This window comes from Halomonas sp. EF61 (genome assembly GCF_040147045.1).
GTDB lineage: Bacteria > Pseudomonadota > Gammaproteobacteria > Pseudomonadales > Halomonadaceae > Halomonas > Halomonas litopenaei.
Genome location: NZ_JAMSHM010000001.1, coordinates 1,571,242 through 1,593,128, shown reverse-complemented (window position 1 = coordinate 1,593,128; position 21,887 = coordinate 1,571,242). Strand labels below are relative to the sequence as shown.

At 59.6% G+C, this 21,887-nt stretch carries 18 protein-coding genes; 11 read left to right on the top strand and 7 right to left on the bottom strand.

From position 1 onward, the window contains the following. Window positions 1-84: 84 nt before the first annotated feature. A complete protein-coding gene (locus tag NFI08_RS06935; protein WP_349588250.1) occupies window positions 85-1,218 on the top strand; it encodes a mandelate racemase/muconate lactonizing enzyme family protein in 1,134 nt (377 codons plus the stop codon). Between the two features lie 511 nt (window positions 1,219-1,729). On the opposite strand, the gene NFI08_RS06930 is transcribed toward NFI08_RS06935, so the two are convergent. Next, window positions 1,730-3,130, bottom strand: a complete 1,401-nt coding sequence (locus NFI08_RS06930) for an aldehyde dehydrogenase family protein (protein ID WP_349588247.1) — start codon at window positions 3,128-3,130, stop codon at window positions 1,730-1,732. A gap of 110 nt (window positions 3,131-3,240) precedes the next feature. Here NFI08_RS06930 and NFI08_RS06925 point away from each other — a divergent pair, with 110 nt between their 5' ends. After that, the gene (locus NFI08_RS06925) at window positions 3,241-4,071 is read left to right on the top strand and encodes a GntR family transcriptional regulator (RefSeq protein WP_349588244.1); all 831 of its coding nucleotides are present in this window, start codon (window positions 3,241-3,243) and stop codon (window positions 4,069-4,071) included. Between the two features lie 92 nt (window positions 4,072-4,163). Here NFI08_RS06925 and NFI08_RS06920 read toward each other — a convergent pair whose 3' ends face one another. The 6 genes from NFI08_RS06920 to thpD all read right to left on the bottom strand — a co-directional run bounded on the left by NFI08_RS06920 (window position 4,164) and on the right by thpD (window position 10,612). Next, on the bottom strand, window positions 4,164-5,150 hold the full coding sequence (locus NFI08_RS06920; protein WP_349588241.1) for an NAD(P)-dependent oxidoreductase: 987 nt from the start codon (window positions 5,148-5,150) through the stop codon (window positions 4,164-4,166). 29 nt (window positions 5,151-5,179) lie between these two features. Then, entirely contained in the window at window positions 5,180-5,944 is a 765-nt protein-coding gene (locus NFI08_RS06915; RefSeq protein WP_108450028.1) for an HpcH/HpaI aldolase family protein, read from the bottom strand. Window positions 5,945-5,999: 55 nt separating this feature from the next. After that, a complete protein-coding gene (locus NFI08_RS06910; protein ID WP_108450029.1) occupies window positions 6,000-7,499 on the bottom strand; it encodes a tripartite tricarboxylate transporter permease in 1,500 nt (499 codons plus the stop codon). Between the two features lie 13 nt (window positions 7,500-7,512). Then, window positions 7,513-7,977 carry a tripartite tricarboxylate transporter TctB family protein gene (locus NFI08_RS06905; protein WP_349588237.1) on the bottom strand — a complete coding sequence of 155 codons (465 nt, stop codon included), beginning with the start codon at window positions 7,975-7,977 and terminating at the stop codon, window positions 7,513-7,515. A gap of 85 nt (window positions 7,978-8,062) precedes the next feature. Continuing rightward, window positions 8,063-8,974, bottom strand: a complete 912-nt coding sequence (locus NFI08_RS06900; protein WP_349588234.1) for a tripartite tricarboxylate transporter substrate binding protein — start codon at window positions 8,972-8,974, stop codon at window positions 8,063-8,065. A gap of 711 nt (window positions 8,975-9,685) precedes the next feature. Continuing rightward, window positions 9,686-10,612, bottom strand: coding sequence for an ectoine hydroxylase (gene thpD / locus NFI08_RS06895; RefSeq protein WP_349588231.1), 927 nt, complete (start codon window positions 10,610-10,612; stop codon window positions 9,686-9,688). A 613-nt stretch (window positions 10,613-11,225) separates the two neighbouring features. On the opposite strand from thpD, the gene NFI08_RS06890 reads away from it, so the two are divergent. The 9 genes from NFI08_RS06890 (at window position 11,226) to NFI08_RS06850 (ending at window position 21,793) form a co-directional block, all read left to right on the top strand. Beyond that, window positions 11,226-11,414, top strand: a complete 189-nt coding sequence (locus tag NFI08_RS06890) for a DUF3008 family protein (RefSeq protein WP_045992303.1) — start codon at window positions 11,226-11,228, stop codon at window positions 11,412-11,414. Window positions 11,415-11,666: 252 nt separating this feature from the next. Then, on the top strand, window positions 11,667-12,341 hold the full coding sequence (locus NFI08_RS06885) for a response regulator (RefSeq protein WP_349588227.1): 675 nt from the start codon (window positions 11,667-11,669) through the stop codon (window positions 12,339-12,341). Next, window positions 12,341-13,756, top strand: a complete 1,416-nt coding sequence (locus NFI08_RS06880) for an ATP-binding protein (protein ID WP_349588771.1) — start codon at window positions 12,341-12,343, stop codon at window positions 13,754-13,756. Before NFI08_RS06885 ends, NFI08_RS06880 begins: the two co-directional genes overlap by 1 nt. A gap of 461 nt (window positions 13,757-14,217) precedes the next feature. Further along, window positions 14,218-16,737: a bifunctional diguanylate cyclase/phosphodiesterase gene (locus NFI08_RS06875; RefSeq protein ID WP_108450034.1), complete on the top strand. Its 2,520-nt coding sequence runs from the start codon at window positions 14,218-14,220 to the stop codon at window positions 16,735-16,737. A gap of 155 nt (window positions 16,738-16,892) precedes the next feature. Next, window positions 16,893-17,339, top strand: a complete 447-nt coding sequence (gene mntR, locus NFI08_RS06870) for a manganese-binding transcriptional regulator MntR (protein WP_108131827.1) — start codon at window positions 16,893-16,895, stop codon at window positions 17,337-17,339. Between the two features lie 267 nt (window positions 17,340-17,606). Further along, complete coding sequence (locus tag NFI08_RS06865; protein ID WP_108450035.1) at window positions 17,607-18,614, top strand: metal ABC transporter solute-binding protein, Zn/Mn family; 1,008 nt, start codon at window positions 17,607-17,609, stop codon at window positions 18,612-18,614. Between the two features lie 55 nt (window positions 18,615-18,669). Further along, entirely contained in the window at window positions 18,670-19,506 is an 837-nt protein-coding gene (locus NFI08_RS06860; RefSeq protein ID WP_045993172.1) for a metal ABC transporter ATP-binding protein, read from the top strand. Continuing rightward, window positions 19,503-20,651, top strand: coding sequence for a metal ABC transporter permease (locus NFI08_RS06855; protein ID WP_108450036.1), 1,149 nt, complete (start codon window positions 19,503-19,505; stop codon window positions 20,649-20,651). The genes NFI08_RS06860 and NFI08_RS06855 overlap by 4 nt, the downstream gene beginning before the upstream one ends. Continuing rightward, entirely contained in the window at window positions 20,648-21,793 is a 1,146-nt protein-coding gene (locus NFI08_RS06850) for a metal ABC transporter permease (RefSeq protein WP_349588220.1), read from the top strand. The genes NFI08_RS06855 and NFI08_RS06850 overlap by 4 nt, the downstream gene beginning before the upstream one ends. Window positions 21,794-21,887 lie beyond the last annotated feature (94 nt).

Below are 21,887 nucleotides of genomic sequence, written 5' to 3'. Positions count from 1 at the left end.
GCCTCGTCGTCGACAACACGATACTTCGGTCATCCAGATGGCTCCTGGTGGCGATCAGGCACACTTGAAAATGGATCTGAAAACATGAACAAACCGCTCGTCATCCGCGAAGCAAGTGCCTTCGTCTATCGCTGCCCTCTGGAAACCCCGGTCGAGACCTCCTTCGGCACCATGTCGGACCGCCCTATGGTCGTGGTTCGTGTTACCGACGAGGATGGTCACCACGGCTGGGGGGAAATCTGGTGCAACTTCCCGATGGTGGGGGCTGAGCACCGCGCACGACTGGTCAGCAGTGTATTTCGGCCCCTTCTACTGCAGGAACGCTACGAATCTCCCCAGCATGCGTTCGATCATCTTCAGGCGAGCACCCGTGTACTGATGCTGCAGTGCGCGGAACCGGGCCCCTTTGCCCAGTGCCTCGCTGGTATCGACCTGGCTCTATGGGACCTCTGTGCACGTCGTGAGCGACAGCCATTGTGGCGCTATCTGGGCGGCGCCTCCGACCGCATCTCGGTGTACGCCAGCGGCCTCAACCCTACCGAGCCCGAGCGCCTGGCCCGCAAGATGGCAGACCAGGGCTTTACCCGCTTCAAGCTCAAGATCGGTTTCGGCTCTCAGCGCGACCGAACCAACCTGCTGGCGTTACGCGACACCCTGGGGGACGACGCCAGCCTGATGGTAGACGTGAACCAGGGCTGGGATTTGCAGCAGGCCCGCGAACAACTACCGGCCCTTGAAGACCTGAATCTGAAGTGGATCGAGGAGCCCTTGTTGTCCACGGCACCCTGGCAGGAGTGGAAGGCTCTGGCGGAGCTAACCGACATTCCGCTGGCAGCTGGAGAGAACCTGATGGGCGAAGAACGCTTTCAGCAAGGAATCGATAGTGGTGCACTCGCCATCGTTCAGCCCGACGCGGCCAAGTGGGGGGGTATCAGTCGAGGGCTGCCTCTGGCCAAGATGATCATGCAGGCAGGCCTTGGCTACTTCCCCCACTACCTGGGTGGCGGCGTTGGCTTGCTGGCCTCCGGTCACTTGCTCGCAGCCGCGGGAGGCGAAGGCGCACTGGAGATCGATTCCAACCCCAACCCGCTTCGTGGTGATCTGGCCGGGCCTCTTGGTCAGATTGAGCGTGGCACGGCTCATCTGGGAGAATCACCAGGCATCGGCAGCCTTGATGGCCTGGAGAGTCTGACAAGCTACCTGGTCAAGGAGTTCTGACGGCTCGGAGGTGAATGACGCGACTTCTGACGCTATTGTCCGGCGCTGGTCCCGATGATGTTCATGCTTGAGCAAGACCGTTCGTCGTATGTACCAGCGTCCCTCGCCAAGGTGAAGCATCACATCGCAAGCTTGTCGACATCCTGGCGCTCAGTGGCCAGGCTATCCGGGACCTCGGCCCGCTCCTCCGCTCTCCCGGCTTGGAGAACGTAGACGGCTGATCTGAGCCCATCGCTACAAGAAACAACTAACACACCATCACAAGACGGTAGACGGTCGCTACCAAGCGACCGTCTACCGTCCTCTGTGGACACGTTGCCACGCTCGCCCCTCTTGCGATCAAGGGCCGAGCCTCCTGCCTTGCTATCAACACCCATCCCACTGCTACGAAGAAATGAGAGCCGGCGTCAGCGATTTTCGCCGGACAGGCACCCGCCCCGCGGGTGCTCTGTCCATGGCAAACCGTTGGAAGGGTGCCAGCGACACACTCTCGTCGACCGACGCGCCTCTGCTATACCTTGGCTCTTTGATAGATTGAGTGCTCAGTCGTATAAAAATGAATGACAGATTGTCCGTTCGAGCCACCAACCCCCAAGGCGCTGTCCTTCACTCCGACGAAGGGCAGGTGGTTCTCGGGGAAGCTACCGCAGTTGACATGCAGCATCCCCGCATCGCAACGGGACAGGAACTTATCGACAGTTGCACAGTTCTCGGAATACAGGCACGCACTCAATCCATATGCAACGTCATTGGCAACCTCAAGACCTTCCTCGATGTTGCTATAAGAAATCACAGCAATCACCGGACCAAACACTTCCTCACGTGCGACTTCCATCTCGCGGGTAACACCGCCAAGTACCGTCGGCGCGTAGTAGAAACCACCACCCTTACTGGCGACATGCTCACCGCCAGCAACGACCTTCGCCCCTTCTCCCTGCGCTCGCTCCACGAAGGTAGCAACGCTGTCCAATTGTGCTTTGCTAATAAGAGGACCAATACCTCCGCCATCCTTGCTGTCAGGCTCAGGTCTCTTCTGTACAGCCTGCGACGCCAACAGCTCGACCATAGACTCCACCAGGGACTCGTGCACCAGAACGCGACTGATGGCGGTGCAACGCTGACCGGATACGGCAAATGCTGCCGTTGCGACTTGCTCGGCGACAAGAGCGAGATCATGTGAATCGTGGACAATGACCGGATTCTTCCCTCCCAACTCGAGACTTACCTCTGCAAGGTGCGAGACGGCCATTTGCGCAACTTTCTTTCCCACAGATGTTGACCCGGTAAAGCTGACAGCAGCAACACCATCGTGCCCCACCAGGGTACTGGCTAAAGCGCCGTTACCGACTACCGTCCTGACCAGCCCCTTGGGAAAGAAGGCATCAGCGATCTCCTGAAACTTGACCAAGGCTCCAGGCGCCAGGGACGCAGGCTTGAGAATGATGGCATTGCCATAAAGCAATGCCGGTATCGCCTTTCTCATGGGTGTACTAAAAGGAAAGTTCCAGGGGTTGATACCTACCACAACGCCCCTTGGGCGTCGAACCGTGTATGTCAGCGTGCCAGGAACCTGTGAGGGCAGCACCTCCCCCGATGGGTTGGAGGCACGCGCTATCATGGCCCGGCCTTCTCCAAGAGCCTTGGCAACCTCACCATGGCTCTCTGCCAACACCTTGCCGGTCTCCATCGTCATGACACTGGCTATCTGGTCCTTCTCTCCCTCCAGGGCATCGAGGAACTCTCCAATAATAGCGCCCCGCCTAGGTTGAGGAATTTCGGCCCATTCGGACTGGGCGGATTGTGCAGACTGAATGATGACATCCAACTCGCTTTCTTCAGTGATCACGTAGCTTGCCACCAGCTCATCAGGAGCTGCAGGGTTGTAAGTATCTAATTTGTTTACATTGTTCATCAGAGCCACCTCATGCATCAGTATTGAAGAATTATTTGAAACACCATTGCCACTTGAATGTGGCTATTCAGTCAGATTCCCTACACCGCGCCACCGGCAAGATGGCAGACATGCTCATCTCTGTCCCCCACCAAGTTCTTGAAAAGGAAATAAAAAGCCTCTATCTTGTAGAGACGACTACAAAGGTTGACACCATGACCGCGAAGCTCTCGATCAATCACCAGATCTCCAGAAAGAAGGGGCAACCCCTCTACATGCAGGTAGTGGATGTTATTCGAAGCCACTTGACAGAAGGCGTGTGGAAGCCTGGCGACGAGCTCCCTTCTTTTGACAAGCTTGCGAGTGAACTTGGTGTTTCCCGCATCACGATTCGAGACGCCATCAGCATTCTTTCCGATGAAGGCCTTCTTGTCTCGACGCGTGGACGTGGAACCATCGTCACGGAAAAAAGTCGTGGGCACCGCCGCTTTCGTCTTGAGACGACCTTCGAGGAACTGGTCAGCACATTGCGTACGGACCATCCCGACCTGACCACACTCGAATTGAGCCGTGGCCCGCTTCCTTCGGGGTTTCGTGGATCCCCTGTCGGCGAATATCAGTCCATCAAGCGCATACATGTTCGCGATGATCTGCGCTACTGCGTTATCAAGATTCATATCGCGACGTCGCTCTATGACCAGGAGAAGGATCTTTTTCTGTCATCTCTCGCTCTTCCGATTTTTGCAGAAAAATTCGCAGATCACGTTCATCGTATGACGCAAAAAATGAAATTCGGAAAGTGTGACGTCACTACCAGCCAACTACTTGGCTACCCTGCAGGGGACCCGGTGGCGTTTGCATGGCGATCACTGACTAATGACAAGGACGAAATCATCTACGCAGCAGAAATCACCTACAGGGCGGATATTGTCGAAATCGATCTCGACCTCTTCTCTAGATAGAGAACTTCTAGACAAAGAAATTCTGGATAGAGTTCTTATAGATAGAGGCTTTATAGATCAAGCCATTTCCACAAGGCTATCCGCCCCTGCAACTACAACCGTATTCGACAGTCGCTACGTTCCAGAACCTCCTGGTTGACCAACCTCTCTGGTACCTTTCCACTTTCGATTGTCTCGATATCCTCGCAGATCATCAGCCCAGCCTTCTCAATAGCTTGAACCGTATCAGCTCCACTATGCGGCGTAAAAACAGCCCCTGGGGATGAGAATATCGGATGCTCGGTATCAGGCGGCTCAACGATGTAGGTGTCTATTGCTACCCCACCGATGCTTCCTGACGCCAGTGCTTCCGCGGCTGCATCTAGATCAATCACGTCACCCCTGGCCAGGTTGATCAAACAAGCACCTTGGCGCATCATGGCGATTCTCTCTGCATTGACGAGCGCCGTGTTGCCTTCCCCGCCAAACACGTGCAGCGAAATGACATCCGATGACGCCATTACCTCCTCAAGTGTCCCAAGTTGTATCCCGTGACGCTCGATAAACGGGTGGTCTGGATACTTGTCGGTTGCCATCACCTTCATCCCCAGCGCCAAAGCCTTGCCAGCAACAAGCTTTCCAATGTGGCCAAGACCTACGATGCCCAGCGTTTTTCCGGCGACCTCATTGCCTACCTGACGATTCCACCGCCCCCCAACGACGTCCTGATGCGCCTGAGGAATGTGGCGCAACATCGAAAACATCAAGCCTATCGCCAGCTCGGCCACTGCATTACCGTTGGAACGTGGGGTATTCAAAACGGCGATACCGTTTCGTGTGCAGGCATCGACATCGACATTTTCATATCCGACACCAAACCGAAGGATTGCTTTCAACTCCGGCATTGATGACAACAAGCTTTCGTCTACTCTGTGAAGCCCTGCAACGAGATATTGTGCGCTTGCCACCTGTGTGGGATCCGTTTCGCACTGCGACACGAAATCGCCAAACGACTGGAAGCTCCAGCCAGCGTTGGAAATCGCCTCCATCACAGGAGGCGACGTGGAAAACTTTGGAGAGCTTGAAACAATGCGTGCCATATATTTCTCCTCGCTGTAGTGCTCGGCTCTCAGCTGACGTAGGACGAGGCAACTTGGCGTGAATTCCGGATCAACACATTCACATCACTGGCGACAGAAACGAAGTCGAAATCGGCTTCGATAAATGCCTTCGCCTGTTCCGGAGTCGTGGCTAACGTCCCGGCAAACTTCTCTGTCCTGCGTACAACGCTCAAGGCGTCAATAATCTTGTCGGTTACTTCCTTGCTCCCTGCTTGCCCAGGCATTCCCATACTGGCCGACAGGTCGCCTGGACCAAAGAACACTGCGTCGACACCATCGACAGCAAGGATTTCGGGAAGGTTGTCCAATGCCTCCAGCGTCTCCACCTGCACGATAAGAAACAGGCTACCGGAAGCATTGGCGACGTAGTCACCGATAGCACCGTAGCGGCTGGCACGGTGAATTGCGGCCATACCCCGCACTCCACGCGGCGGATAATGCATCTGCTCGACTGCCTGCTTTGCTTCCTCTGCGTTCTGCACAAAGGGCAGCATCAGCGTCGAAGCGCCAGCATCGAGGTATCGCTTGATCAGCAGCGGGTCGTTCCAGACGAGGCGGACCATAGGTACCGTCGGTGTGCCATCCAGTATCCGGAGATGGTGGATGACATCCTGAAGTTCGACAGGCGCGTGCTCGGTATCAATATTCATCCAGTCAAACCCACACCAGGCGAGACCTTCCGTCGCATCAAAGCTATTGAGTACACTCCACATGCCAACGGCGGGTCTATCACGAGTCACCAGCAATTGCCTGAAAGCATTGATCATGGTCATTTTATATTCTCCTAATTTTTTCACTTTCCGTAACATTAAACAGAATCTTCAGTCGTTATTTCTGTTTCTTGTAATCCAGTGCCTTTCTTGTCTCACGAAACGCCGATACCAGAACGATGGATGCGGCAAGAAGGAGCAAGATCATTGCCAAGGGGTACTCGAGAGACATAAAGGACAAGAAATTATTATCTGTAATAATCAACCCTTGCCTGAGGCTCTCTTCAAATATGGGGCCCAGTACGAGACCAATTACGATTGGTGCGATAGGCACCTTGAGGAAGCGAAGAGCAACACCGACAATCCCGAAGAAGATCCCGACGCCAACATCAAACATTCGTCCCGAAGCACCATAGGAACCCACCACCGAAAGCACCAGTACAGCCGTCATCAACAAGGGTTCGGGTACGCGAAGCGTCCGAGTAAGAATGGGAGCCATCACCAGGGCGGCGACAAACATCAAGATGTTGCAAACTATCAGTGCGACAAAGGTAGAGTTCATCAGTCCTGGGTTTTCCGAGAACAACCTTACTCCTGGTTGAATACCTTGGATAATCAGGGCAGACATCATGAGTGCAGTGACCGGATCTCCCGGTATCCCAAGCGCCAAGGTAGGCACGAGCGCCCCCCCGGTCACCCCATTGTTGGATGCTTCGGCCGCAATAATGCCTTCGGGTTCTCCTGTCCCCAACTTGTCCCGATAACGTCCGCTGCGCTTTGCCTCCGCGTAGGAGATAAAACTTGCTGTAGCGGCTCCCGTACCCGGCAGAATACCGACGAAGGTACCAATAAGACAGCTTCTCAATACTGTCTTCCAGCGCAGCAGGATCTCTTTGAGTTTCGGAATTTTCATCCCGACACGAACACCGCTTTCGCCGGCTGACACCGCCTTTGTTCCCAAGCGATAAAACACTTCACCAAAGGCAAAGAGCCCTACAATGACGGGCAGCAGAGGAAAACCATTCGACATGGCGAAAACATCGAAGGTAAAGCGTGCCTGACCTGTCATCTGGTCGATCCCAACCGTCGACAGAAAAAGACCAAACACTCCAGCCAATAACCCCTTTATCAGACTACCTTGCGCTACTCCAATAATACATGTCAGAGCTACAGTGATCAGGGCGAAGGTTTCTATCGCACCGAATCCAAGCGCAAACTGAGCCAATCTTGGTGCAGCAAAGATCAGCACCACAGTGGAGAAGAGCCCACCAATCAAGGACGCAGTAGCGGCCCATCCAAGTGCTGCGTCTGCGTGACCCGCCCGGGTCATCGGATAGCCATCGAGGCAAGTCGCTGCAGACTGGGGCGTCCCAGGAGTATTGATCAATATTGCAGAAATTGACCCTCCGAACACGGAGGAGCAATAGACCGCGATGACCAGCGAGATGGCTGCCACCTGACCCATGGCGAAGGTAAAAGGCAGTGCAATGGTAATAGCGAGGATAGAGCCCAACCCCGGCAGTGCACCGACAATGATGCCGAAGATAGTCCCCAACGCCATTGCCAGGATAACGTCAGGCTGCAGTACTGCCCATATGGATGACACTAACATTTCCATTAGACCATTCCTCCTAAAACCCAACGCTTAACATTGAGGACGGCAGGAAAATATCCAACCAGTGAGTAAAGGCGTACCAGACAACCAACGGAAAAATCGCCCCTACAGCAGCAACTACTTTCAGATTTCTATATCCCACGACACAGGGAAGTAAAAGACTAAAAATGATGGCTGAGACAAGAAATCCCAGCACAGGAATCACTGCTACGAATATCGACACACCGGCCACCACACTCCACAGCCGTTTGTGATTTACCTGCTCTGCCTCCTCATTCACGAGGAACCATGCTCTCACCAAAATCAGAAGAGAGAGCGACAGCCAGATAACAAGCAATGCCTTTGGAAATAGAACAGGACCGACGCCATAGTCAAACAGTGGATTTTTGTTGGCTTCCATTGCGCCAACTTCGTTGAGAAGTATTGCTCCTGTTAATAGACCTGTTGCGCCCAGCAGCATGTCTCTCGAGCCAGCATTCATTAGATCACCTCGTTCCAGGTAACGACCTTGTCCGCTATCTAAAATCACCGGAATAGGTGCTGGTCATGCAAGGGCTGTAAGATTCCTATTGCCCTACCGACATGCCAGCACTACTGAGCAGCTCAAGATTTGCTGCGGCATCGTTCTCATAGACTTCCTGAAATGCTTCGCCAGCCAGGAAGGCGGGGGTGATCTTTTGATTCTCGAGCGCAGTCATCACTGACTCATCCTGAAGAGCCACACCTACACTCTCAGCGAACTTGGTGACGTATTCTTCCGGTACACCTTGAGGCGCCACGAAACCCAACCAGTTCTCCAGCACGACGTCATAGCCCAGCTCTTTCATGGTCGGAACGTCGGGGTAGCCGTCGCAGCGCTCTTGGCCCCAGCAGGACAGTACCTTGAGGTCAAACTGTTCGGCGACGTAGCTCATTTCCGTGGTGCCATCCAGCTCCCCGCCCATGATCGCCTTGGTGACCTCTCCAGACGCCTTGTAGGGGATATGCTTGATGTCCAGTCCCACCATGTGGCTCAGGGCAACGACGGCCAGGTGAGGCATGGTCCCGATCCCTGTCGATGCCAGACGCAGGTTGCCCGGATTCTCCTGGGCGTAGGTCACCAGCTCCTCAAAGGAATTGAACTCGGAATCTTGACCCACGACGGTTGCATAGGTCGTCACGCTAACCTCGGCAACGGGGAGGAAGTCATCGGACTGATACGGTAGCGGACGAAGCAGAGGCTGAATGGTGACGGGCCCCTTGGGAGTGAAGAACATGGTGTAGCCATCGGCATCCGCCTGCATTGACTCGGCTGCGGCTATGGTGCCTGCGGCGCCAGTGACATTGCGGATCACGATTTCGGCACCCAATTCGCGCTCTAGCGCGGGCTCCAGTGTCCTCACCACCAGGTCCGTGGTTCCTCCAGCGTTGAACGGGACCAGTACAGTGATGGGTCGATCAGGATAGTCGGCGAGCGCCAGACCACTGGTCGCTGCCATGGTTAGACCCGCGATGACGCTGACTACTCGGTGTGCTGTTGTCATTGTCTCACCCTCATTTGAGCGTTGGCCGGTATCCGGCGTTGTCGATGGAAGAACTCTGGTAGGTGCATGGCGCCCGGGGCCAGAGGAACATCCGGTAGACCGCCCCTGTTCATGCGACGGCCATGGGCCGCCCGACCGAACCGTGGCCAGAACAACCTCCGAGGGCTCCTTGCCATCGTCGATGCGGCGGACAAAACAACTATAGTCATATTTTTATGTTTTTAGGCGTAGACCTTCGTCTTAAGCGGGTCATCCCCATGGTCGGCTCGTGACCACAGCGACTTCGCCAGCACACGCAAAGGCACCGTCCAGCGCGTCCGAGACCCTCAAGGCCTTTGCTGGCGGCCGCTTTGGTAGAACCCTGCGAAGACCGCTGCCCCAGCGAAACAGGCGGCGAACGCGATCTCGTGCCTGGATTCCCGCCCCCGCCCCCAGCCAAAAAAATGCCACCTTGTGTATCAAGGTGGCGTTTGCTGCTGGAGGTTCTCGAGTCCCAGCGACGATGGCCAGGTAAGCGAGTGACAGTGCCGGTCATGGCGGAGAGGTAGGTGACGTCGGCGCTCCCAGCCAGCGGGTGAGCATCCTCGGTGCCCTACTTTAGTCTCCCAAGGTCTCTATCTCGTCAGCCGCTCTGTTCAACCTTGCTGCACTCACCCTCTCCGGCTCTTATTCTTCCTGACGCTTTCCTTCGACAGGTGTGAGCGGGCTGTAGTCCTTGCGCGTGGCCAGGAACTCGGGGCGAGGCTTGTTGCCGCAGTAGGGGTCGTGGAGGGTATTCTCGACACTGTTATAGACGAAGAACAGATTGCTCCTCGGCCAGCAGGACATATTGATATTGGAGCCGTGCAGCGTATTGCACTCGAACATCACCAATGAGCCAGAATCGCCTTTCGGCGCCTCTATATCGTTCTCCAGCATCAGTTTCTTCAGGCTGGCGGCATCAGGAACACCGATGTCCTGGCTCTTCAATGACTCCTTGTAGTTGTCCTCCGGGGTGCGCCCGACACAAGGAACGAACTGCTTGTGGGACCCTGGTATCAGCATCAAGGGGCCATTGAATTCACCGTTATCCGTCAGGATGATCGAGCAGCTCAGTGACCGCATCCGAGGCATGCCGTCTTCGCTATGCCAGGTCTCGAAGTCCGAGTGCCAGTCAAAGCCCTTTCCCTTGAAACCGGGCTTGTAGTTGATACGCGACTGATGGATGTAGACGTCGCTACCGAGTATCTGCTGCACCATGGCCAATAGCCTCGGGTCCCGTGTCAGACGGCTGAAACGATCCGAGACCTGATGTATACCAAAGATTGACCGGATCTCCTGTTTTCCGGGCTCCAGCACCGTCCCTTCGGACAATTTGAGGTCTTCGTCCTCTTCGTACTCCCGCAATTCCTGGATAAAGGCATCCATCTCCTCCTTGTCGAAGAAGTTCTCGAAAGAGAGAAAGCCTTTTCTATCAAACTCATCAAGCTCTTCTTCGCTGAGGGGGCCGTTCGCTCGCTGCTGTTTGTCGCAATGAACGACCGGGTCGATGCGCTCGAACATGCCCAGCTTGCGCTCCAGGCGTGTCGGAAAAAGATCCTGTGTATCTCGCATGGTGGCTTGCTCCCTTGTCATGGCAGAATCGCTGAACGAAAGACGAAGACGCCATGCCTGCCCGAGTCACTAATGAACCGTCGTGGGCAAGACTCGATGGGCGCTTTATGTCAAAGCTGTTGCAATAGCGTCTGAACAACGTCAATTCGAAAGTCATCAAGGTAATCCTTTACGTCGCCGTCAGACGCTGCCAGAGCAGGACGCTGTTTCGTACTTATTATTGAAAAGAGTTGTAACGCCGTGTGACTTCACTTCTTCACGTTACTTCGAATCTCGATGGTCATATTCAGCGGCGGCCAAGGTAGCACCGCTGTGCCCAGGCAAAAGCGCAAAAACCTCCAGCGAAAGGCCACCTCCACGAAAGAACACAGGCCGACACACTCCCTGGCGAATGTCGCTCTTCCTTTCATAAGATTTCGCCCACTCGCCTCTGGATACGTTTCGGTATCGCGGCAACTGGCGTTGAAGACGTTCATGGCAAGTGATTATGCTGGGACTAATCCGGGTCGAACCTGGCGGAGTCTGGCTTTCCGTCGTTGGGTCTGTTGAGCCTGCCAGGCAGCAAATTATTAACGCCGGTACGACAATCTTCTTTCCCTTCAAGGAGGTAACCATGCCAGCGAAGTCGAAAGCCCAGCAGATGGCGGCAGGAGCGGCCCTCGCTGCCAAGCGCGGAGAACAGAAGGTGAGCGAACTCGACGGTGCCGCCCGGTCGATGTACGACTCGATGAGCGAAGACGAACTGGAAAAGATGGCGTCGGCCGAGCGTACCGGCAAGCCCAGGCACGATTCGCAGTCCTAGGGCTTGTCTGAAAAGTGCCTGCGCTCGGTAATACGGCGTTAAAAATCGGATCAAAATGCTCATTTACACCCCGTAAACTGCGCTTTCTCACCGATTTTTGCCTTGTCTAACCTTCGCTCGTCGACTTTTCGGACAGCGCCTAGCCAGAGAACAGCGTCGGATCAAGGCTCCCGTCGATCCTTAAGCGTAGATTAAGGTTTTGCGCCCCATACTGCCTGAGAGACAGTTGGGTAGATCGACGGAGAAGACGCCATGCGGGCACTACTGGTGGAGGATGACCCTCTGTTGGGGGACGGTATCAAGGTCGCACTTGAACGAGAGGGCTATGCAGTCGACTGGTTCACCTGCGGCAAGCCGGCTCTCGAGGCGCTGGCCCTGGAGGCGTTCTCGGTGGTGATCCTCGACCTTGGCCTGCCCGACTGCGATGGACTGGAGATCCTGAGACGCCTGCGCCAGCAAACTGCCCTGCCTGTCTTGATCCTGACCGCCCGTGACGCCGTGGAAGAACGTATCCAGGGCTTGGACGCCGGGGCAGACGACTATGTACTGAAGCCCTTCGACCTCCAGGAACTGCTGGCGCGCCTGCGCGTGGTGATTCGACGAGCGGCCGGTCGCGCCAGTTCCACCATCGACGTCGGCACGCTGTGCATCGATGAGGCTCGCCATTGTGTCGACTGGAAGGGACGCGGTATCGCCCTGAGTCGTCGCGAGTTCGCCCTACTGATCGAGCTCGCCCGTCATCCCGGCCAGGTACTGTCGCGTCCCCGCCTGGAGAGCCTGCTCTACGGCTGGGGCGAAGAACTCGAGTCCAACGCGCTGGAAGTTCACGTGCATCATCTTCGCAAGAAGCTGCACAAGGAGATGATCACCACGGTGCGCGGCATCGGCTATCGCCTCAATACCGACTTCCTGGCCATCACCCCGTGATGTCGATCCATCGCTATCTTTTCCGCACCCTGGCCCTTTCCCTTGCCATGGTGGCGCTATTGTCGGTGGTGGCCGCCTGGCTGATCTCGCAAAACGAGCTGGAGGAGATCCTCGATGCCCAGCTCGCCTTCACCGGCAGGGGGCTGATGAGCATGCTCCCCGAGGCACCCGAGGCAGACGACTATCAACGTCTGGCCCGATGGATGGACCAGCGCAAGGCCAGCGCCCACCTGTACACCGACAGCGGCACGTCCGATGACCTGCCGGTGGCCCCCGGCCAGACCTATCACCACGAAGAGCGCAAGATGGGCTTCGGACTGTGGACCGAGACCGGCCAGCCGGTGGTGATTGGCCCTGGATGGCAAGACGTCGATCGACAGCCCCAGATGCCGCCACCTGGTGAGCAGGGTTTCGAGTGGCGATCGCTGGGAGAGTCTCGCTGGCGAGTCTTTGCCCTGCATGACCCGAGTCGTGGTCTGTGGCTACAGATCGGTATCGAGCGGGACTTCTTTCTCGACATCATCGAGCGCATCGCGCTCAATCACCTCTGGCCCATGCTACTGCTGATGCCGCTGAGCCTGTTGCTGGTGCTGCGTCATATTCGGCGCGGCCTGCGCCCCATCGAGCGACTATCGCAGCAGGTGGAGCATCGCGACTCCGCCGACCTCAGCCGCATAGAACTGGACGTACCGACGGAACTGGCTGGCCTCAGAGGGTCGCTCAATGACTTTATCGGGCGACTCAAGGCGACCCTGGAAAAGGAGAGACGTTTTACCGCCGATGCCGCCCACGAGCTGCGCACTCCGCTGGCGGCCCTCAAGATCCACCTGGACAACGCCCTGGCGGGCGAAGGCGACGCCCTGCCCAAGGCTCGTCAGGGTGTCGAACGACTCCAGCGCGTGGTAGAGCAGCTACTGGTACTCGCACGGGTCGATCGCCACACCGCCGCTGCACCGGAAAGCGTAGACCTGCGCTCCCTGCTGCTGGACCTCGCGGCCGAGCTCTGGCCGCTGGCCGACGCCCGTGGCCAGCAACTCCGCCTGGAAGACGTCGACCCGACCACGGTCAAGGGCAATGCCACGGAGCTCGGCATCATGATCCGCAATCTGCTGGACAACGCGCTGCGCTACACACCCGACGGTGGCACCATCGAAGCCATCCTCCAGGCAGAGCCCCAGGGTGTTCGCCTAAGCATCCTCGATAGCGGCCCCGGCATTCCCGATACGCACATGGAGCGTGTCGCCGAGCGCTTCCACCGCGCCAGCGACGCCACCATCACCGGTAGCGGTCTGGGCCTTTCCATCGTGCTTGCACTGGCTCATCAGCAAGAGGTCGAAGTCAGCCTGGACAACCGTGAGTCTGGAGGGTTGAACGCCACGCTCCGCTGGCGTCAGCACGCCAGCGCCGCGAGGTGAAACGCTGTCACTGACCGTCGCCGGCCCCCCCGGAGGAAAACGTCACAGCTGTCCGCCCATTTGCTCCAAAGCTCATTGTGAAGGGGCACGGAAATACCAGAATGCTTGCCTGATGTAACAGGGGGTCACGTAAAGCTTTGCCCGAATCGGCAACCAAGGTCGACTCGACTAAAGACAACGGCACTTTATCAGCGCTGTCTCAGCGCCTGACAACGCCTGCCTACTATGATTTTCTTCTCTGAGGCGGGCGCCGGTATTTACACTTTTTTCACCGCCAGGACAACAATATAGCGCCCCGTATCACGCAAGCATTGACCGACAATTCTATACTCAAACGCGGATCCGTCACGTTCGCATGAAGACTATCCCGCCCGGCAGGTGCCTTTGCTCTACGCGCCAGGTCATGCTAATCAATGAAGAGGTTGTCTTAAGGCCTTACTACAAGGGACCCACCCCGACCCATGCCGCCCATCTTTATTACCTACCCGCAGGTCGCCCAGGCCATACAGGGAGTACACACGCCCTGGCTCGTCGTCCTGTCGTGTCTGGTGGCACTGGTATCGGTGTATTCGGCCATGGCCGTCGGCGAACGCGTTCACTCTGCGCGATGGCAACATCGACGCAGGGCCTGGTGGCTGGCCGGTGGCACCATGATGGGGCTAGGCATCTGGAGCATGCACTTCACCGGCATGCTCGCCTATCGTCTGCCCTTTCCCGCCCATCATGGTCTGTGGCTGACCCTGGCTTCTTTGCTGCCGGCGGTGGTCGCCGGCCTGATCGCCGTGGCGGCGATGGCTCGCAGGGGACTGTCCACCACGCGCAAGATCATCGCGGGATGCCTGCTGGGGCTGGGTATCGCCACCATGCACTACACCGGCATGGCAGCCATGGAAGCGCCTGCCAGCATGCGCTTCGCTCCCATTCCCTTGCTGCTGTCACTGGTGATCTCGCTGCCCTTTGGTATCGCCAGCATCTACAGCTTCCATGCGTCCAGAGATTTGCCCCGCGTGCAGGGCATTCGCCTGGGCAGCCTTCTGGCCGCGGTGTTTGCCGCCCTGGCCATCTGCAGCATGCACTATTCGGCCATGATGGCGGTGTACTTTCTGCCGGACCCAGGCTGGCAGGCGACAACACCAATGGCCCATCACGGCTCGCTACTGGCCACCGCCGTCGCCGTGCTGTCATTTCTGTTTGCAGTGGCCACCCTGGTCACGGTGCTTGTCGACAGGCGGCTACAGGACAGTGCCATGCGCATGCAGGTCTCGCGCCGCCAGTTGGTGGATGTCATCGAATCGATGCACGATGGCGTCGTACTGCTGGATCAGCGTGCCCGCATGATCATGTGCAACCACGCCTTCGAGACCCTGACAGGTGTGCCCCACACCGACCTCCAGGGCCACTCGATGCTCAAGCTCAACACCCTGCTGCGGCTCGATCAGCATCGCAGCCAGGTACTGCGCTCGCTGCGAGAAAATGGCGCCTGGATCGGCGATGTCGAGGTCCGACACCGCCAAGGTCGCCGCTTCCCTGCGCGCCTGAGCATCAATCGTGTACGCGCCGATGAAGACGGTAGCGGGCATTTTGTCGCCACCCTCAGCGATACCTCCGCCCACCATGACGCCCAGCAGCATATCCGTTACCAGGCCTATCACGACGGTCTGACCACCTTGCCCAATCGCAGTTCGCTGCAGGAACGCATCCACGCCCTGCAACTGGCCAGCGACATCAGTGGCCGGCACATCATGTTGCTGCTGGTGGATATCGACAACTTCAAGGGCATCAATGATGCCCTCGGTCAGGCCACCGGAGATCGCCTGCTCAAGGCGCTGGCGGCCCGTCTCAGGCCCTGGGCCAGGCAAGCCAACGATCTGGCCCGGCTGAGCAGCAATGAATTTGCGCTGCTCTACGACGGTCTCTCGGTCTCCCCTGAGAATGCCATGGGGCAGGCCAGGGAAAAGGCACGCAGCGTACTGGAATCCTTGAACGGCGACTATTCGCTGGCCGGCGAGCGCCACAGCTGCCGCGTCAGCGGCGGCTACCTGTTGTTTCGTGGCGGTGACCTCGGCGTCAGCGAACTGCTCAAGCGCGCTGGCCTGGCCCTGCTCGAGAGCAAGAGCGAGGCCGCCCAGCGTCCTTGCGCCTTTGAAGCCAGCATGGTCGAGCGCCTGAATGCTCGACTCAGGCTCGAGCGACAGCTCAAGGACGCGGTGGTCGGCGAGCAATTGCGCCAGTACCTGCAGCCTCAGGTCGATCACCAGGGCTCGATTACCGGCGCAGAAGTACTGCTGCGCTGGGAGCATCCGGAGCTGGGGCTGGTCTCGCCGAGTGCCTTCATCAGCCTGGCCGAGGACACCGGCCAGATCGTCGAACTGGGCAACTGGGTGCTGCGCAAGACCTGTGAGCTGCTGGCAGACTGGCAGCACGATCCCCACAGAAGCGCCTGGACCCTGTCGGTCAACGTCAGCGCCCGGGAATTCCAGCGCGCCGACTTCGTCACCGGCGTGGAGAGGGCCCTGACGGATACCGGGGCGCCTGCGAGCCAGCTGACCCTGGAGCTCACCGAGTCCTTGATGCTGGGTGAGGCCTATCCGGTCATCGATACCCTGACCCACCTGCGCACCCTCGGGGTGCGCTTCGCCATCGATGACTTCGGTACCGGCTACTCCTCTCTGGCCTACCTCAAGCGCCTCCCGCTGGACAGCCTGAAGATCGATGTGGCCTTCGTCCGCGATCTGACCGATGACCCCACTGCGGCCCCCATCGCCCAGACCATCATCGCCCTCGCCCAGACCCTGCAACTCGGTGTCATCGCCGAGGGTGTCGAAACCGTGGAGCAGCAAAAGCGGCTGCTGGAGCTGGGCTGTCGTTCATTCCAGGGTTATCTGTACTCGAAGCCCCTTCCCCTCCATCAATTCCTGGCCCTGTCGTCGCGCCGCCGACTGCCGGTAGGTGGATCGGCGATGCCACTGCTTCAGGGCTGACGATTTCCCTGACATGGGCATATACGAGAATGTCTCGACACGGGTACGCCTCTTCCCGCGGAACGCCTCTACGTGAGGTATCACCTTTGCTGAACTTGCATTACCGCCACCGATTGGCAAGATGGACACCCTGACCCGAGGCGACTCCATCCCCCATGAACGACCCCCTCAACCACGACGAACGCGCATCGCTGATTTCCCCGGAAAGTCACGTCGAGGGGTTTCGCAAGGCACGAGACGCCCGCCGCACCGAACTGATCGAAGACTACGTCGAGCTGATCTCGGATCTGATCACCGACGGCGGTGAAGCGCGCCAGACCGATATCGCCCGCCGCCTGGGCGTCGCCCAGCCCACCGTCGCCAAGATGCTCAAGCGTCTCGATGACGAGGGTCTGATCATCAAGCGCCCCTATCGCGGCATCTTCCTGACCGACAAGGGCAAGGCCCTGGCCGATGCCAGCCGCGAACGACACCAGATCGTCGAAGCCTTCCTGATCAAGCTGGGCATCAATCCCGAAACCGCGCGGGTCGACGCCGAAGGCATCGAGCACCATGTCAGCGCCGAGACCCTGGCCGCCTTCGAGCGCTTTCTGAAAGGCTGACGCCATCGCCGGAGCCCATCCCATCTGGCTTCGTGCCACGCTCTGCCAACCCTATGCCAGCCCTCTGCCAGCCCCGGGCCGCCTCCAGGCGACAGGGCCTGTAGGTGCGCTCCATCGCGCGAATAGCCTGACTCGATCACCTCGATTAGCGCTCTACGCTTGACGCGAGGGGCCTTAGGCGCCAAAACTTAGCCACGTCTATAAATGATAGCCAAATAGCACTTCGGTGCTGCTTGCGCGTCGTTCTTGCCCCGAGGAGCCCTGTTCATGCGTCGTTCAGCCCCGGCTTCGGCCCTGCTGACCCTGGCCTCGCTGGCCGCTCTGACCACCCCCCAGGTTCACGCCCAATCCGACGCTGCGAAGACGCAGGCGCCGCTGGATGTGGTCGTCACCGTCGGCATGCTCGGCGATCTGGTCGAGCAGGTGGGCGGCGACTGCGTCGCGGTCAACACCATGATGGGGCCGGGGATCGATCCCCACCTGTACCAGGCCAGCGCCCGTGACGTGCACGATCTCGATCAGGCCGAGCTGATCCTTTACAGCGGCTTTTCACTGGAGGGCCAGCTCGGCAAGGTGTTCGATCGATTTTCCCGGATCAAGCCCACCGCTGCGGTAAGTGAGCAGGCCGTCGGCGACGACCAACTTATCCACACCCAGGACGCCTATGGCGTCGACCCCCACCTGTGGATGGATGCAGGACTCTGGGCCCGGAACGTTCCGGTCATCGCGGAACTGCTGGGAGAGCAGCGTCCGCACTGTGCCGAGGCCATGCAGCAGCGCGCCGAGGCCTACCAGGCGTCACTGGCCGAACTCGATGACTGGATTCAGGCCAGCATCGACAGCGTCCCCGCCGAGCAGCGCATCCTGGTGACCGCCCACGACGCCTTCGGCTACTACGGACGCGCCTACGGCATCGAGGTGGCCGGCATCCAGGGGCTATCCACCGCCACCGAGACCGGCGTGGCCGATATTCGCCGCATGGCCGAGCTGGTGGTCGAGCGTGGCGTTCCCGCCATGTTCGTCGAGAGCACCATCAATCCGCGCACCGTCCAGGCGGTGATCGACGCCGCCGCCGATCAGGACCACCGGGTCGAGATCGGCGGTCAGCTCTATTCCGACGCCATGGGCGCCAAGGGCACCCTGGAGGGCACCTACATCGGCATGCTCAAGAGCAACACCGAGCATATCGTCAGCGCCCTGGGCGGTCAGCCCGCCCCCTTGCCCGAGGCCCTCGCGGCGCAGATCGCCTCCGCCAGCCAGGACGCCGACCAGTGAACACCACCACCCCGCAGCGCTTGAACGCCACCGCGAGGTCGACAGGAGCCACACCATGAGCGAGCAGCTCCACGAACCCGACCTGGCCCTCCACGTGGAGGACCTGACGGTCAGCTACCATGGCAAGCCGGTGCTGTGGGACATCGATTTCGACGTACCGCCCGGTGTCATGGCCGCCATCGTCGGCCCCAACGGCGCCGGCAAGAGCACCTTGATCAAGAGCATCCTCGGCCTGGTGCCCAGCGTCGCCGGCCACGTCACCCTGCATGGACGCCCCTACCGCCAGGCGCGGCGGCGGGTCGGCTACGTGCCCCAGCGCTCCACGGTGGACTGGGATTTCCCCACCACCGCACAGGACGTGGTCGGCATGGGCCTCTACGGCCGGCTGGGCTGGCTCAGGCGGCCCGGCCGCCGCGAGCGACACGAGGCCATGCAGGCGCTGGAGATGGTCGGCATGGACGGCTTTGCCGATCGCCAGATCAGCCAGCTGTCCGGCGGCCAGCAGCAGCGGGTGTTCCTGGCCCGGGCGCTGGTTCAGAAGGCCGACGTCTACTTCCTCGATGAGCCCATGGCCGGTGTCGACGCCACCACCGAACGCGCCATCGTCGACATCCTGCGCAGGCTGCGGGACCAGGGCAAGACGGTGATCGTGGTCCACCACGACCTGCAGACGGTGCGCAGCTACTTCGACTGGATGCTGATGCTCAACGTGCGAGTGATCGCCCAGGGGCCGGTCAACGACGTCTATACCGCCGACAACCTGCGCCGCGCCTACGGCGGCCAGATCGCCCTGCTCGACGATGTCACCGGCGCCATTCCCGCCGAGCGCGAGCTCGCCGGCCAGCGCCCCGAGGCGCGCCCGCAGGAAAGTCGTGAAGAGGTGCCGAGATGAGCCTGAACGCCCTGCTCGGCGACTACACCCTGCAGAACGTGGTGATGGGCGCGGCGATGCTGGGTCTGGTCAGCGGCGTGCTCGGCTGTTTCGCGGTGCTGCGCAAGCAGAGCCTGCTCGGCGATACCCTGTCCCACGCGGCGCTACCCGGTGTCTGCCTGGGCTTCATCATCGCCGGGGGCCGCGAGATGGGCAGCATCCTTGCCGGCGCGCTGTTCACAGGCTCCTTGGCGGCGCTGGTGATGCTGCTGCTGACCCGCATGAGCCGGCTCAAGACCGACGCCGCCCTTGGCATCTCGCTCAGCGTGTTCTTCGCCATAGGGGTGGTGCTGTTGACCTATATCCAGGGCACCGGCAACGCATCCCAGGGGGGGCTCGACGCCTTCCTGTTCGGCCAGGCCGCCGCCACCCTGCGCAGCGACCTGTGGATCATGGCCGGCGTCAGCGGCGTGGCGCTGGTGCTGGTCGGCGGGCTGTGGAAGGAATTCAAGCTGGTGTCCTTCGACGCCGAATTCGCTGCCACCCAGGGCCTGCCGGTCACACTGCTCGAGGCCTTGATGACGGTGATGATCGCCCTGGCCGTGGTGGTCGGCCTGCAGATGGTCGGCGTGGTGCTGATGGCTGCCATGGTCATCGCCCCGGCGGTGGCAGCGCGTCAGTGGGCCAACAAACTGGAGTCCATGGTCATGCTGTCGGCGCTGTTCGGTATCGTCGGTGGTGTCACCGGCGCCTTGATCAGTGCCCTCGGCCCGGGGCTCGCCACCGGGCCGCTGATCATCCTGAGCCTGTCCAGCGTGGTGCTGGTATCGCTGCTGTTTGCGCCTCACCGGGGCTTTGTCTGGGAAATCCTCAAGCTTCAGCGTGATCGACGCCAGCTACGTCACCAGCGGGTGCTCACCACCCTCTACCAGCTCGCCAGCCACCACGCCGATCGCCACTATCGCTCCGAGAAACGCATGGTGGACGCCTACCTGGGCACCGACAGCCGGCGCGCGCTGGAGCGCTTGACCGCCCGTGGCCTGATCACCCAGCAGACGCCGCCGTCCCACGAACCCGGTGACCACAAGCGCTGGGTACTGACGCCGGAAGGCTGTCGCGAGGCCGAGCGCATTCTCGATGACCTGGGCCGGGGAGGCCGCGCATGATGGCATCGCTGTTCAACAATATTCCGCTGATGATCATGCTGGTCGGCGCCCTCGTCGGCATCGCCTCCAGCCTGGTCGGGACCTTTCTGGTACTGCGCGGCACCAGCATGCTGTCCGACGCCATCGGCCATTCCATCGTCTTCGGCATCGTGGTGGTGTGGTTGCTGACCCACCAGGCCAGCGGCCCGTTGCAGATCATCGGTGCGGCGCTCACCGGCATCTTCACGGTGTTTCTTACCGAGCTGCTGGTGTCGACCCAGAAGGTCAAGAAGGACGCCGCCATCGGTCTGGTGTTCCCGGTGCTGTTTTCCCTCGGGGTCCTGCTGATCAACCTCTACGCCAGCGACGTGCACATCGATGCCCACACCGTGCTGCTCGGCGAGATCGGCTTCGTGTGGCTCGACACCCTGCCTATCGGCGGTGCCGAGGTGCCCCGGGCGCTGGTCTCCATGGGCGCCATGACGGCGCTGAACCTGGCCTTCGTGGCGGCCTTCTACAAGGAGCTGAAGCTCGCCACCTTCGACAGCGCCCTGGCCAAGGCGCTGGGCTTCGCGCCGACCGCGCTGTTCTATGTGCTGCTGCTGTTGACCAGCGGCACCGCGGTGGCCGCCTTCGACGCTGTGGGCGCGGTGCTGTTCGTGGCCTTTGTCATCGTGCCGCCCTCGGCGGCCTACCTGCTCACCGACCGGCTGTGGAAGATCTTCGTCTACGCCTCGCTGATCGCCGCCGCCTCCAGCGTCTCGGGCTACTACCTGGCGGTGGCCTGGGACGTCTCCATCGGCGGCATGATGGCGGTGATGACCGGCGTCTTCCTCGCCCTGGCCTTCCTCCTCGGCCCGCGCTACGGCGTCTTCGCTCAATGGCTCGAACGTCGCCGCCAGCGCGAGCTGAACGAGAGCCGTACCCTGATGGTGCACCTCTATCACCACGAGGACGGCCCGGAGAAGGCGGTAGAAAACGTCACCATGGCGCTGCGTGATCACCTGATGTGGGACCCCGCCCGTGCCGAGCGGGTGGTGGAGCGCTCGCGCCAGCGCCATCTGGTCGTCCAGGAGGGCGAGCGCCTGCACCTGACCCAGGCCGGACGCAACCTGGCCCGGGAGATACTCGAGCCCGGCGCCAAGGCCGAGACCGGGGCCTGAGCACCGCGCGGACCCGGATACGCCTCTGGCAACGACATAAGCCCAGCTAGCGCAACAAAAAGGGCGGCCAATGGCCGCCCTTTTGGTGTTCCAA

Bases quoted from the DNA above. Each gene is read 5' to 3' on its own strand.
- NFI08_RS06935 (WP_349588250.1), top strand. From the start codon at position 85: ATGAACAAACCGCTCGTCATCCGCGAAGCAAGTGCCTTCGTCTATCGC.
- NFI08_RS06930 (WP_349588247.1), bottom strand. From the start codon at position 3,130: ATGAACAATGTAAACAAATTAGATACTTACAACCCTGCAGCTCCTGAT.
- NFI08_RS06925 (WP_349588244.1), top strand. From the start codon at position 3,241: ATGCTCATCTCTGTCCCCCACCAAGTTCTTGAAAAGGAAATAAAAAGC.
- NFI08_RS06920 (WP_349588241.1), bottom strand. From the start codon at position 5,150: ATGGCACGCATTGTTTCAAGCTCTCCAAAGTTTTCCACGTCGCCTCCT.
- NFI08_RS06915 (WP_108450028.1), bottom strand. From the start codon at position 5,944: ATGACCATGATCAATGCTTTCAGGCAATTGCTGGTGACTCGTGATAGA.
- NFI08_RS06910 (WP_108450029.1), bottom strand. From the start codon at position 7,499: ATGGAAATGTTAGTGTCATCCATATGGGCAGTACTGCAGCCTGACGTT.
- NFI08_RS06905 (WP_349588237.1), bottom strand. From the start codon at position 7,977: ATGAATGCTGGCTCGAGAGACATGCTGCTGGGCGCAACAGGTCTATTA.
- NFI08_RS06900 (WP_349588234.1), bottom strand. From the start codon at position 8,974: ATGGCAGCGACCAGTGGTCTGGCGCTCGCCGACTATCCTGATCGACCC.
- thpD (WP_349588231.1), bottom strand. From the start codon at position 10,612: ATGCGAGATACACAGGATCTTTTTCCGACACGCCTGGAGCGCAAGCTG.
- NFI08_RS06890 (WP_045992303.1), top strand. From the start codon at position 11,226: ATGCCAGCGAAGTCGAAAGCCCAGCAGATGGCGGCAGGAGCGGCCCTC.
- NFI08_RS06885 (WP_349588227.1), top strand. From the start codon at position 11,667: ATGCGGGCACTACTGGTGGAGGATGACCCTCTGTTGGGGGACGGTATC.
- NFI08_RS06880 (WP_349588771.1), top strand. From the start codon at position 12,341: ATGTCGATCCATCGCTATCTTTTCCGCACCCTGGCCCTTTCCCTTGCC.
- NFI08_RS06875 (WP_108450034.1), top strand. From the start codon at position 14,218: ATGCCGCCCATCTTTATTACCTACCCGCAGGTCGCCCAGGCCATACAG.
- mntR (WP_108131827.1), top strand. From the start codon at position 16,893: ATGAACGACCCCCTCAACCACGACGAACGCGCATCGCTGATTTCCCCG.
- NFI08_RS06865 (WP_108450035.1), top strand. From the start codon at position 17,607: ATGCGTCGTTCAGCCCCGGCTTCGGCCCTGCTGACCCTGGCCTCGCTG.
- NFI08_RS06860 (WP_045993172.1), top strand. From the start codon at position 18,670: ATGAGCGAGCAGCTCCACGAACCCGACCTGGCCCTCCACGTGGAGGAC.
- NFI08_RS06855 (WP_108450036.1), top strand. From the start codon at position 19,503: ATGAGCCTGAACGCCCTGCTCGGCGACTACACCCTGCAGAACGTGGTG.
- NFI08_RS06850 (WP_349588220.1), top strand. From the start codon at position 20,648: ATGATGGCATCGCTGTTCAACAATATTCCGCTGATGATCATGCTGGTC.